At 65.2% G+C, this 12,791-nt stretch carries 11 protein-coding genes; 6 read left to right on the forward strand and 5 right to left on the reverse strand.

Annotated features, from left to right (window positions below):
* Nucleotides 1-185 precede the first annotated feature (185 nt).
* Nucleotides 186-1,463, forward strand: coding sequence for an MFS transporter (locus tag ACYVNQ_RS26570; RefSeq protein WP_460906442.1), 1,278 nt, complete (start codon nucleotides 186-188; stop codon nucleotides 1,461-1,463).
* An 88-nt stretch (nucleotides 1,464-1,551) separates the two neighbouring features.
* On the opposite strand, the gene secF is transcribed toward ACYVNQ_RS26570, so the two are convergent.
* The 5 genes from secF to queA form a co-directional block, all read right to left on the reverse strand.
* A complete protein-coding gene (secF, locus tag ACYVNQ_RS26575) occupies nucleotides 1,552-2,502 on the reverse strand; it encodes a protein translocase subunit SecF (protein WP_460906444.1) in 951 nt (316 codons plus the stop codon).
* An 18-nt stretch (nucleotides 2,503-2,520) separates the two neighbouring features.
* Entirely contained in the window at nucleotides 2,521-4,608 is a 2,088-nt protein-coding gene (secD, locus tag ACYVNQ_RS26580; protein ID WP_460906446.1) for a protein translocase subunit SecD, read from the reverse strand.
* 168 nt (nucleotides 4,609-4,776) lie between these two features.
* Nucleotides 4,777-5,043: a preprotein translocase subunit YajC gene (gene yajC, locus ACYVNQ_RS26585; protein ID WP_460907699.1), complete on the reverse strand. Its 267-nt coding sequence runs from the start codon at nucleotides 5,041-5,043 to the stop codon at nucleotides 4,777-4,779.
* A 332-nt stretch (nucleotides 5,044-5,375) separates the two neighbouring features.
* Nucleotides 5,376-6,584, reverse strand: a complete 1,209-nt coding sequence (gene tgt, locus ACYVNQ_RS26590) for a tRNA guanosine(34) transglycosylase Tgt (RefSeq protein WP_460906448.1) — start codon at nucleotides 6,582-6,584, stop codon at nucleotides 5,376-5,378.
* A 130-nt stretch (nucleotides 6,585-6,714) separates the two neighbouring features.
* Nucleotides 6,715-7,767 (reverse strand): tRNA preQ1(34) S-adenosylmethionine ribosyltransferase-isomerase QueA, encoded by a 1,053-nt coding sequence (gene queA, locus ACYVNQ_RS26595; protein ID WP_460906450.1) that lies wholly within the window; start codon nucleotides 7,765-7,767, stop codon nucleotides 6,715-6,717.
* A gap of 202 nt (nucleotides 7,768-7,969) precedes the next feature.
* Between queA and recG the strand changes: the two genes are divergently transcribed.
* The 5 genes from recG to ACYVNQ_RS26620 all read left to right on the forward strand — a co-directional run bounded on the left by recG (nucleotide 7,970) and on the right by ACYVNQ_RS26620 (nucleotide 12,693).
* Nucleotides 7,970-10,270: an ATP-dependent DNA helicase RecG gene (gene recG, locus ACYVNQ_RS26600; RefSeq protein ID WP_460906452.1), complete on the forward strand. Its 2,301-nt coding sequence runs from the start codon at nucleotides 7,970-7,972 to the stop codon at nucleotides 10,268-10,270.
* A gap of 131 nt (nucleotides 10,271-10,401) precedes the next feature.
* Complete coding sequence (locus tag ACYVNQ_RS26605) at nucleotides 10,402-11,361, forward strand: LysR substrate-binding domain-containing protein (protein WP_460906454.1); 960 nt, start codon at nucleotides 10,402-10,404, stop codon at nucleotides 11,359-11,361.
* A gap of 153 nt (nucleotides 11,362-11,514) precedes the next feature.
* Nucleotides 11,515-11,640, forward strand: a complete 126-nt coding sequence (locus ACYVNQ_RS26610; protein ID WP_460906456.1) for a hypothetical protein — start codon at nucleotides 11,515-11,517, stop codon at nucleotides 11,638-11,640.
* 132 nt (nucleotides 11,641-11,772) lie between these two features.
* Nucleotides 11,773-11,937 carry a hypothetical protein gene (locus ACYVNQ_RS26615; RefSeq protein WP_460906458.1) on the forward strand — a complete coding sequence of 55 codons (165 nt, stop codon included), beginning with the start codon at nucleotides 11,773-11,775 and terminating at the stop codon, nucleotides 11,935-11,937.
* Between the two features lie 267 nt (nucleotides 11,938-12,204).
* Nucleotides 12,205-12,693: a Dps family protein gene (locus tag ACYVNQ_RS26620; RefSeq protein WP_460906460.1), complete on the forward strand. Its 489-nt coding sequence runs from the start codon at nucleotides 12,205-12,207 to the stop codon at nucleotides 12,691-12,693.
* The last annotated feature ends 98 nt before the right edge of the window (nucleotides 12,694-12,791 follow it).

Raw genomic sequence — 12,791 nt, forward strand, 5'->3', positions numbered from 1 at the left:
GCGGCCGTACCTGGCGATTTTCCGGCTCGCGCGCGGCACGATTTTCCGGTACACAGTGGCGCTACGGCCCGATGGTTGTGCGCGCATCCAATCGGGCACCCCAGCGAGCGGCCCACGCGTCGGGCGCTGCGACGGACTGCTGCCTGCTGTCCACGCCAACAACGCCGCGCGCATCGGAGATCAACATGAGTGCAACGACAGCCGCGCGCATGAGCGCGGAGCGCGCCGGATCATGGCGCCTCGTGCTGGCCGCGTCGATCGGCAACGCGCTGGAGTGGTTCGATCTGGTCGTCTATGGGTTCTTTGCGGTCATCATCGCGAGGCTGTTCTTTCCGGCGGGCAACGACGCGGTGTCGCTGTTGCTGACACTCGGCACGTTCGGCGTGTCGTTCTTCATGAGGCCGCTCGGCGCGATCGTGCTCGGCACTTATGCGGACCGCGCCGGCCGCAAGGCGGCGTTGACGCTGTCGATCCTGCTGATGATGAGCGGCACGCTCGTGATTGTCGTACTGCCGACGTATGCGTCGATCGGCATCGCGGCGCCGCTGATTCTGGTTGCGGCGCGCCTGGTGCAAGGGTTTTCGGCAGGCGGGGAGTTCGGCAGCGCAACCGCATTTCTCGCGGAACACGAGCCCGCGCGCCGTGGCTTTTTTGCGAGCTGGCAGGTCGCCAGCCAGGGCCTGACGACGCTGCTGGCAGCCGGCTTCGGCGCAGTGCTGACCAACCAGCTGACGCCGCAGCAGCTCGACGCGTGGGGCTGGCGCGTGCCGTTCCTGTTTGGTCTGCTGATCGGGCCGGTCGCGTGGTACATCCGCACGCGTCTGGATGAAACACCGGAGTTTCTTGCCGCCGATCCCACCGCGACGCCGCTACGCGACACGTTTGCGAGCCACAAGCTGCGGCTCCTGATCGGCATCGGCACGGTCGTGCTCGGCACCGTGTCGACCTATCTGGTGCTGTTCATGCCGACTTACGGCGTCAGGCAGCTCGGGCTCGCGCCGTCGGTTGCGTTCGCGGCGACGGCGCTGACCGGCGTGATCCAGCTGGTGTTTGCGCCGGTGGTCGGGCATCTGTCCGACCGGCTTGGCCGCGTCAACGTGATGCTGGTGCCGGCGGTGCTGCTCGCGGTGCTGATTTATCCGGGCTTCGTATTGCTGGTGGCGCACCCGACCTTCGGCGCGCTGATCGCGATGCAGGTGGCGTTCGGCTTGCTGATGACCGGCTACTTCGGCGCACTGCCGGGCCTGCTGTCCGAGCTGTTTCCGGTGGCCACGCGCACAACCGGTATGTCGCTCGCGTATAACATCGCCGTGCTGGTGTTCGGCGGCTTCGGGCCGTTCATCATCGCATGGCTGATCGGCGCGACGGGTTCGAAGGCGGCACCGAGTTTCTATCTGATCGCCGCGGCCGCGCTGAGCGTGATTGCGTTGCTGACGGCGCGGCGCCGGCTGGGTTTGAGATAAAGCGCAGGCGCTTGCCGCGTACCCAAAAAAAAGGCCGGTTCGCGATTCGAACCGGCCTTTTGTTCTTCTGCTATCTGATCCGCAGCGCTCAGACTTGCGCGCCTGCGTTCGGATCGTTCGGGTCGTGACGTTCCTTCTTGTCCTTCAGCAGGTCTTCACGCTTGACGCCGAGCCACATCGCCAGCGCTGCCGCAACGAACACCGACGAGTAGATACCGAACAGGATACCGACCGTCAGCGCGAGCGCGAAGTAGTGCAGCGTCGGGCCGCCGAACAGGAACATCGACAGCACCATCATCTGCGTACAGCCGTGCGTGATGACGGTTCGCGACATCGTGCTGGTGATCGCGTGGTTGATCACTTCGATCACGCTCAGCTTGCGTTCGCGGCGGAAGGTTTCGCGAATCCGGTCGAAGATAACCACCGATTCGTTGACCGAGTAGCCGAGCACCGCGAGCACCGCGGCCAGCACCGACAGCGAGAACTCCCACTGGAAGAACGCGAAGAAGCCGAGGATGATCACCACGTCGTGCAGGTTGGCGATCACGCCGGCAACCGCGTACTTCCATTCGAAGCGGAACGACAGGTAGATCACGATACCGGCCACCACGCACGCGAGTGCGAGCAGGCCGTCGGTTGCGAGCTCCTTGCCGACCTGCGGGCCGACGAACTCGACGCGTTGCAGCTGCGCCTGCGCGTTGTCTGCTTTCAGCGCGCCCATCACCTGGTCGCTTTGCTGCGCGGAGGTGAAGCCCTGCTTCAGCGGCAGGCGGATCAGCACGTCGCGCGACGTGCCGAAGTTCTGCACCTGCGCGTCGCCGTAGCCGAGCTTGTCGAGCGTCGCGCGCACCGGCTCGAGCGGCACCGCTTGCGGATACTGCACTTCGATCACCGTGCCGCCGGTGAACTCCACCGAAAGATGCAGCCCGCGATGCAGCAGGAAGAATACGGCAGCGATAAACGTCAGCAGCGAGATCGCGTTGAAGATCAACGCGCGCTGCATGAACGGAATGTCTTTGCGGATGCGGAAAAATTCCATGGTCTCGTTCTCCGGGCTTCAGCGGGGCGAACCCGGTTTCTTGGGCGTATTCGATGCCGAACCGCCGGGCGTGCCGGCATTCGACGACCCGTCGCGACGGCGCACGGTCGGCTTGCCGGCAGCACGTGCCTGCGCCGCAGCGGCCTTCTTCGACAGGGCCGGCGCAGTCACGGCGCGCGCCTTGCCGGCGGTGCCGGGCGTGCCGGTCTCGGTGTCGTCTTCGATGAAGGCTGCGGCCGCGCCGTCCGGCGTGGCCGGACGCCACACCTGGCCTACCGCCAGCGACTTCAGCTTCTTCTTGCCGCCGTACCACAGGTTCACGAGGCCGCGCGAGAAGAACACCGCCGAGAACATCGACGTCATGATGCCGATGCAGTGCACCACCGCGAAGCCGCGCACCGGGCCCGAACCGAACGCGAGCAGCGCGAGACCGGCGATCAGGGTGGTGACGTTGGAGTCGAGAATGGTGGCCCATGCATGCGCATAGCCGTTCTGGATGGCCAGTTGCGGCTGCGCGCCGTTGCGCAGTTCTTCGCGCACGCGCTCGTTGATCAGCACGTTCGCGTCGATCGCCATACCGAGCGCGAGCGCGATAGCGGCGATGCCGGGCAGCGTCAGCGTGGCCTGCAGCATCGACAGGATCGCCACCAGCAACAGCAGGTTCACCGACAGCGCGATCATCGAGATCAGGCCGAACAGCATGTAGTACGCGATCATGAAGGCGGCAATCGCGATAAAGCCGTAGACGACCGAATCGAAGCCCTTCTTGATGTTGTCGGCGCCGAGGCTCGGGCCGATCGTGCGTTCCTCGATGATGTCCATCGGCGCGGCGAGCGAGCCGGCGCGCAGCAGCAGCGCCAGATCGGTTGCGGCTTGCGGCGTCGGCTGGCCGGTGATCTGGAAGCGGTCGCCCAGTTCGGACTGGATCGTCGCCACCGTCAGCACTTCGCCCTTGCCCTTTTCGAACAGCACCATCGCCATCGGCTTGCCGATGTTGTCGCGCGACACCGTGCGCACCGCGCGGCCGCCTGCGGAGTCGAGACGGATATTGACCGACGGACGCTGGTGCTCGTCGAAGCCGGCCGACGCGTCGATGATGCGGTCGCCGGTGAAGATCACCTGCTTGCGCAGCATTACCGGCGCCTGGTTGCCCTGCGTGAACAGTTCGTCGCCCGGCGGCACCGGGTCGCTCGGATTCGGATGCAGGTTGTTCGGGTCGGCGAGGCGCGCTTCGAGCGTTGCCGTGCGGCCGATGATGTCCTTCGCCTTGGCCGTATCCTGCACGCCCGGCAGTTCGACCACGATGCGGTCGTTGCCTTGCTGCTGGATCACCGGTTCCGCGACGCCCAGTTCGTTCACGCGGTTATGCAGCGTCGTGATGTTCTGCTTGAGCGCAGCGTCCTGCACGGTTCGCTGCACGTCCGGCGTGAAGGTGCCGACGACCTGGAAGCCGCCGGTTGGTGCCGGTTGCGTCGCCCACTGCAGTTCCGTGACGCCCGCGGTGAGTTCCGTGCGCGCCGCATCGGCCGCGCTCTGGTCCGAGAAGTTCACGACCACCGACTGGTCGACGCGGTTCACGCCGCCGTCGCGAATGCGCTTGTCGCGCAGCAACGTGCGGGCGTCCGCCGCGTCTGAATCGAGTTTCTTGTTCAGTGCGCCCTTCATGTCGACCTGCAGCAGGAAGTGCACACCGCCGCGCAGGTCAAGGCCGAGATACATCGGCAATGCGTGCAGCGCGGTCAGCCAGCGCGGCGACGCGCTTTGCAGGTTCAGCGCGACGATGTACTGCGGGTCCGTCGGGTCGCTGTTCAGCGACTTTTGCAGCAGGTCTTTCACGCGCAGCTGCGTATCGGTATCCGGCAGCCGCACGCGGATGTTCGCATTGGTCGCGGAATTGTCGAACGTGATGTCGTCCGGCTTGATCTGGCTGGATGCGAGTGCCGCTTCGACCTGCGACAGCGTGGTCGAATCGAGCTTGACCGTGGCCTTGCCGCTCGACACCTGCACCGCCGGCGCTTCGCCGAAGAAATTGGGCAGCGTGTACACGAGGCCGATGACGAGCGCCACCAGCATCACGACATATTTCCAGAGGGGGTAACGATTCATGGGATGGGTCCGACGGAAGCTTGGCTCAGAGGCGATGCAGTAGGCGGTGCGCGGCGGCAGGTGACGGAAACGGTGTAGTGCCGGGTTCCTTCACCTGCCGCGGGGCCGGTCGGGGCGGGGCGGGACGCATTGGCGGCGCCTCGCGACCCATGCCCTTCAGCGCAGGCCTTACAGCGATTTGATCGTACCCTTCGGGAGAATCGTGGTGACCGAAGCCTTCTGCACGGTGATTTCCGTGCCTTCGGCGATCTCGACGCCGACATATGCGTCGGTGACCTTGGTCACCTTGCCGACGATCCCGCCGTTGGTCACGACTTCATCGCCCTTGGCCATGGCCGCGAGCATGCTGCGATGTTCCTTCTGACGCTTCATCTGCGGGCGGATCATGATGAAATAGAGCACCGCGAACATCAGGATGAGCGGCAAAAAGCTCATCAGGCTCGATTCGGCGCCCCCTGCGGCACTACCTTGCCCGAATGCATTAGAAATGAACGACGGCACGTTGGTCTCTCCGTTTATACCAGTCAAAAAAAGTCAGCCGAGTATTCTACCACCGGCCATTTGTACGACGGCACGCCGATTCGGCTTGCCGAACAGGTCGCGATTGCTTGTCACAAGGGCTGCACAGGGCTTCTGTACGACGCCCCGGCGCCCGATCCCGAACTGCGGGACGACCGCGCAGCCGGATGGCATACGCGGTCGAAAGTAAATTGTAATTTATCGGGCGGCCGCCCGTTACGGCGCGAATGCCGGACCGGCGACGGAACTCAGTCGATGCCGCGCGCCCGGTTATCGTGAAACTGCTTGCGGAACGTGTCAAACAGGCCAGCGCCGATCGCGTCGCGCATTTCCTGCATCAATTCGAGGTAGTAATGCAGGTTGTGAATGGTGTTCAGCTGCGCGCCGAGAATCTCGCCGACGCGATGCAGATGGTGCAGATAGCCGCGCGTGAAGTTGCGGCACGTGTAGCAGCCGCATTGTTCGTCGAGTGGGCGCAGCGAGTTCTTGTGGACTGCGTTGCGGATCTTCACGTCGCCGAAGCGGGTGAACAGCCAGCCATTGCGCGCGTTGCGGGTCGGCATCACGCAGTCGAACATGTCGACGCCGGCCGCGACGCCTGCCACCAGGTCTTCCGGCGTGCCGACGCCCATCAGGTAGTGCGGCTTGTCGGCGGGCAGCTTCGGTGCGATGTGTTCGAGCACCCGCATCATGTCTTCCTTCGGCTCGCCGACCGACAGCCCGCCGATCGCAAAGCCGTGGAAGCCGATCTCCGACAAGCCCGCCAGCGATTCGTCGCGCAGGTCTTCGAACATGCCGCCCTGCACGATGCCGAATAGCGCGTTCGGATTGCCGAGCCGGTTGAATTCGTCGATCGAACGCTGCGCCCAGCGCATCGACATGCGCATCGAGTCCGCTGCGTCCTGATGCGAAGTCGGCACGCCGTTGGTCGCGTACGGTGTGCATTCGTCGAACTGCATCACGATGTCCGAGTTCAGCACCTTCTGGACCTGCATCGACACTTCCGGCGACAGAAACAGCTTGTCGCCGTTGATCGGCGACGCAAACGTCACGCCGTCTTCGGTGATCTTGCGCAGATCGCCGAGCGAGAACACCTGGAAGCCGCCCGAATCGGTCAGGATCGGCCGCTGCCAGCCCATGAAGCGGTGCAGGCCGCCGTGCGCGGCGATCGTGTCGAGGCCCGGACGCAGCCACAGGTGAAACGTGTTGCCGAGGATGATCTGCGCGCGGATTTCTTCGAGCTCGCGCGGCTGGATTGCCTTGACCGTGCCGTAGGTGCCGACCGGCATGAAGATCGGCGTTTCGATCACGCCGTGATTCAGCGTCAGGCGGCCGCGGCGCGCCTGGCCGTCGGTCGCGAGCAGTTCGAATTGCAGGCCGTTGGCCGGGCGTTCGCCCAGATACGCGCCGTGGTCGTCGCGCGCGTCGCGCGGATCGTGAGGATGACCGTCGGTCATGGGAAAGCTCCTGTGCCACCGGAAGACAGTCCGGCGCAAATAATGAACGCTGCCGGAGCGAATCCGGCGGCAGATGAAACGGCGATGGCAACCGATGCACCGATAAGGCCGCGTGCATCAGGGGCGCGCATCAGACGTTGTCCCGGCGCGTAAGCAGCATCGCGTCGCCGTAACTGAAAAAGCGGTAACGCTCGTCGATCGCATGGCGATACGCGGCGCGGATCGTGTCGATGCCGGCGAACGCCGACACCAGCATCAGCAGCGTCGACTTCGGCAGATGGAAGTTCGTCACCAGCCGGTCGACCACGCGAAAGCGGTAGCCCGGGGTGATGAAGATGTCTGTTTCCGCGCTGGTCGCGGCGAGCGGTTTGCCGGCCGCTTCGGCGTCGCGCGCGGCCGCTTCGAGCGCACGCATCGACGTGGTGCCGACCGCGATCACCCGGTTGCCGCGTGCGCGCACGGCGGCGATCTGGTCGACCAGTGTTTGCGGCAGTTGATACCACTCGCTGTGCATCTTGTGCTCCGCGATCTTCTCGACCCGCACCGGCTGGAAGGTGCCCGCGCCGACGTGCAGCGTCAGCGTTGCGCGCTGCACGCCGCGCTCGTCGAGTCGCGCGAACAGCGCGTCGTCGAAATGCAGGCCCGCAGTCGGCGCGGCGACCGCGCCCGGGTTCTGCGCGTAGACCGTCTGATAACGCGTTTCGTCGATCGCGTCGGGATCGTGCTCGATGTACGGCGGCAGCGGCAGGCGGCCGTACTGCTCGATCAGCGTCAGGCAGTCGGCGGGGAAATGCAGCGTGTAGAACGGTTCGACGCGCTCGCCGACCGTCACGTCGAACGCGTCGGCGAGCCGCAGCGTGGTGCCGGTGCCCGGGCTCTTGCTCGCGCGGATCTGCGCCAGCGCGGTGCGCTCGCCGGTCAGCCGTTCGATCAGCACTTCGATCTTGCCGCCGCTTGTCTTGTGGCCGAGAAAGCGCGCCTTCAGCACCTTGGTGTCGTTGAACACCAGCAGGTCGCCCGGCGCGATGCACGCAGGCAGTTCGGCAAAGCCGCGGTCGACCAGCGTGGCCGGGCTGGTCTGGCTGTCTACCTCGAGCAGGCGGCTTGCGCTGCGCTCAGGCAGTGCGACCTGCGCGATCAGTTCAGGGGGCAGCGCGAAATCGAAATCGGAAAGCGTGAACATGCAAGCTGGTGGGTATGAAACCGATGCAAAAAGCGGGATGGCAGGGTATCGGCGCGCAGTAATGCGCGCGGCAAGCGTGCGGCCCGGTTCGATGCGGCGCGCCGAGCGGCTATGATTGCGGGACGTTGCCGCGGCGGCGCGCGTCGCGAGCCCGACTGCCGTCCTACCCTGGAAACCCGATATTGTACTTGCGAAGCGACTCATGCCTTTGTCCGAACGCCGTCCGCCTGTCGAACCCGATGATCCGGCTGCCATGCCGCGCAAGCGCCGCACGGCGAGCGGCAAGCTGGTGCTGGCGGAGGATCAGGCCGGCGTTCAGGCCAGCGGCCTGAGCACGGACGCCGCGGACCCGCCCGCGCAGAAGGCGGCGCGCAAGCGCGGCGCCGGACAGCCCGCATCGAAACCCGCTGCGCAAAAAGCCGCTGCACAGAAACCCGCCGGCACCGGCACAGCCGACAAACTCGCCAAGCTCGGGCTCACGCGCGACATCGACCTCGTGCTGCATCTGCCGATGCGCTACGAAGACGAGACGTCGCTGACGCCGATCGGCGAACTGCTGCCCGGCGGTATCTCGCAGACCGAAGGCGTGGTGTTCGACAACGAGATCGCGTACCGGCCGCGCCGCCAGCTGCTGGTCAAGCTGCGCGATGACGCAGGCGACGAACTGGTGCTGCGCTTCCTGAACTTTTACGGCTCGCAGGTCAAGCAGATGGCGCATGGCGTGCGGTTGCGCGTGCGCGGCGACGTGCGCGGCGGCTTCTTCGGCATGGAGATGGTGCATCCGGCGGTGCGCGTGGTCGACGAAGACACGCCGCTGCCGCAAGCGCTGACGCCGGTCTATCCGAGCACCGCGGGCATCAGCCAGGCGTATTTGCGCAAGGCGATCGACAACGCGCTGTCGCGCACCACGCTGCCGGAGTTGCTGCCGGAGCCGGTCGCGCACGCGTATCTGCGGCCGCTCGACTTGCCGCCGCTGATGGAAGCGGTGCGCACGCTGCATCACCCGAGCGCCGATGCGGACGAAACCGCGCTGATCGACGGCACGCATCCTGCGTGGACCCGCATCAAGTTCGAGGAACTGCTGGCGCAGCAGTTGTCGCTCAAGCGCGCGCACGAAGAGCGCCGCACCCGCAGCGCACCGGTGATGCCGCGGCGCGCGGAGCACGACGCAAATTCGCTGGTCGCGCGTTTGCTGGCGGCGCTGCCGTTCGCGCTGACCGGCGCGCAGCAGCGCGTCGGCGCCGAGCTCGCGCACGATCTGACGCAGCCGCACCCGATGCAGCGGCTGTTGCAAGGCGACGTCGGCAGCGGCAAGACGGTGGTCGCGGCGCTGGCCGCCGCGCAGGCCATCGACGCCGGCTACCAGGCCGCGCTGATGGCGCCCACCGAAATCCTCGCCGAGCAGCACGCCCGCAAGCTGCGCGGCTGGCTCGAACCGCTCGGCGTGACGGTCGCGTGGCTTGCGGGCAGCCTGAAAACGAAGCAGAAGCGCGCCGCCATCGAAGCGGCCGCGCTCGGCACCGCGCAACTCATGATCGGCACGCACGCGATCATCCAGGACGCCGTGGAGTTCGCGCGCCTGGGCCTCGTGATCGTCGACGAGCAGCACCGCTTCGGCGTCGCGCAGCGGCTTGCGCTGCGCGCCAAGGCGCACAACGCGGCCGATGGCGCGCGCGCGTTCCAGCCGCATCAGCTGATGATGTCCGCGACGCCGATTCCGCGCACTCTCGCGATGACCTACTACGCCGACCTGGACGTATCGACGATCGACGAACTGCCGCCCGGCCGCACACCGATCCTGACCAAGCTGGTCTCCGACGCACGCCGCGAAGAAGTGATCGGCCGCGTGCGCGAGGCCGCGCTGACGGGGCGCCAGGTGTACTGGGTGTGTCCGTTGATCGAGGAAAGCGAGACGCTGCAGCTGCAAACCGCAGTGGAGACTTATGAAACGCTCGCGGCCGCGTTGCCGGAGCTGAAAGTCGGCCTCGTGCACGGCCGGCTCGCACCGGCGGAGAAAGCCGCCGTGATGGACGCCTTCACGCGCAACGAGGTGCAGCTGCTGGTGGCGACCACGGTGATCGAAGTCGGCGTCGACGTGCCGAACGCGTCGCTAATGGTGATCGAGCACGCCGAGCGCTTCGGGCTCGCGCAATTGCACCAGTTACGCGGGCGGGTTGGACGCGGCACGACGGCTTCGGTGTGCGTGCTCGTGTACGCGGGGCCGCTGTCGATTGCGGGCCGCGCGCGGTTGCAGACGATGCGCGAGACCACCGACGGCTTCGAAATCGCGCGGCGCGACCTCGAGATCCGCGGTCCCGGCGAATTTCTCGGCGCGCGCCAGTCGGGCGCGGCGATGCTGCGCTTTGCCGACCTGCAGCAGGACGGCTGGCTGATCGAGCCGGCGCGCGAGGCAGCCGCGCAGCTGCTGGCCGAATATCCGGATGCCGTCACGCAGCAACTGGCGCGCTGGCTCGGCGCGCGCGAGCAGTATCTGAAAGCTTGACAGCCGCCCGACCGCGCGTTTCGATCGCGCCGCGAAGCGACGCATAGCTTTCGTGCGCGCGACGGGTTGGCGAATTGGCCCCATCGGTGTATAACTGAAACCTATCAAATTCATTGCCCTGATTGGTCCCCATGACGCTCACTGAATTGAAATACATCGTGGCCGTCGCTCGCGAGCGGCATTTCGGCCGTGCGGCGGAGGCGTGTTTCGTCAGCCAGCCGACACTGTCGGTCGCGATCAAGAAGCTCGAAGACGAACTGAACGTGCAGATCTTCGAGCGCGGCACCAGCGAGGTCAGCGTCACGCCGATCGGCGAGCAGATCGTTACGCAGGCGCAGCGCGTGCTCGAACAGACGCTCGCCATCAAGGAAATCGCCAAACAGGGCAAGGATCCGCTGGTCGGTCCGCTGCGCCTGGGCGTGATCTACACGATCGGACCGTACCTGCTGCCCACGCTCGTCAAGCAGATGATCAAGCGCGTGCCGCAGATGCCGCTGATGCTGCAGGAAAACTACACGCTCAAGCTGATCGAGCTGCTCAAGCAGGGCGAAATCGACGTCGCGATCATGGCGCTGCCGTTCCCCGAGACCGGGTTGATGCTGCGTCCGCTGTACGACGAGCCGTTCGTCGTCGCGTTGCCGTCGGGGCATGCGTGGGAGTCGCGCGCCAAGATCGATCCGAGCGACCTGAAGCAGGAAACCATGCTGCTGCTCGGCAGCGGCCATTGCTTCCGCGACCATGTGCTGGGCGTATGCCCCGAACTGATGCGCTTTTCGCAGAACGCCGACGGTATTCAGAAGACGTTTGAGGGCTCGTCGCTGGAGACGATTCGTCATATGGTCGCGAGCGGCGTCGGTATTACGGTGCTGCCGCGCATGTCGGTGCATGAAGTGAAACCGCACGCGGGTGGCGTCGACTCTGGCTTGCTCAGCTATGTGGCGTTCGACGAGCCGGTGCCGGATCGGCGTGTGGTGCTCGCGTGGCGCAAGAGTTTTACGCGGATGCCCGCCATCGATGCGATCTGCGACGCGATTGCGGCCTGCGATCTGCTTGGGGTCAGGAAGCTCGATTTGCCGGCAGCGGTGAACTGAACGGCGTGGCGGCCGTGCGCCGCCCTTCGTGATTGCGGCCAATCTCCACCCCTATCGAATAGATAAAATTAATTAAATAATTCTAGTCGATAGTATTGGTATAGTTCCTCCACGCGGGTCACCGACCCTTCAGCGCTCTATCCGGAGGAAGCCATGCAGTCATTACCGATGAACCATACGCAGTCCGCTGCGCAGCCGTTGCAGGCTGTCGCGTCCGTTGCCGGCACGCTGCGCACGGTTGCCATCGCTCTGCTGGTCGATCGCGCGTTGTCTGCGTGATGCGCGGCCTTCGGTGGCTGCATCGCATTGAAAGTCGGTCGCCGTACAGGCGCCGCACGTCCCGGCAACGAAGAGTTAGCGCAGTGGCACGCATCCAGCGTTGCGCCGCTGCTTGAGGAAAGGAGAACGATCATGGTGCAAATGGTGTTGGCGAGTATCAGCGGTAAAGGTTCGGTGCAACAGGCCCAGCACGTGGCGAACGCGGCGCTCGCGCGCCGTATGCTCGGTCTTGCAGTCGTCAGCAGTGGTTATGCGGTGATCGCCGCGCACGGGCTGGCGCATCTGTTTGGCGGTTGAAGCAACCCGGGCAGCCGCACGACAGGTGACGACAGCAGCGCTTGCTGTGGCTGCATCTGTAGTCACGGCGGTGGCCACAGTGCTAGCTCGCGAGGCCGACGTGACGCGCACGCGCGACAGGTGCTCCGCGCGCATCGTACGCACGGCCTGCCGCGCGGATGCGGCGCGTTCTACGCTACACTGTCGGGCGTTTAAGCGTACAAGGGTTGCGAACACGCCAACCCCGCGCATGCAGACCGGTTCGAATCACTCTTCAAAGGAGTCATCATGGCCAAAAAAGAAGCCGTTTCGCACGTGAACATCGGTATCAGCGATAAAGACCGCAAGAAGATCGCCGAAGGTCTGGCGCGCCTGCTGGCCGACACGTACACGCTGTACCTGAAGACCCACAACTTCCACTGGAACGTCACGGGTCCGATGTTCAACACGCTGCATCTGATGTTCGAAACGCAGTACACCGAGCTGGCATTGGCCGTCGATTCGATCGCCGAGCGCATTCGCGCACTGGGTGTGTTCGCGCCGGGCAGCTACAAGGAATTCGGCAAGCTGTCGTCGATTGCGGAAGCGGACGGCGTGCCATTGGCGGAAGAAATGATCCGTCAGCTGGTGGAAGGGCAGGAAGCCGTCGTGCGCACCGCGCGCGAAATCTTCCCGGCAACGGAATCCGCTCACGACGAGCCGACCGCCGACCTGCTCACGCAGCGCATGCAGACGCATGAAAAGACCGCGTGGATGCTGCGTTCGATGCTGGCGTAAATCAGCCTGATTCGCTCGAAGAGCCCGGTAGATCGATGTGATCTGCCGGGCTTTTTTATTGCTGGGTGCGCCGCGCGCACGGCAGCACGCATTGACGC

The sequence above is a fragment of the Paraburkholderia jirisanensis genome, assembly GCF_054782355.1.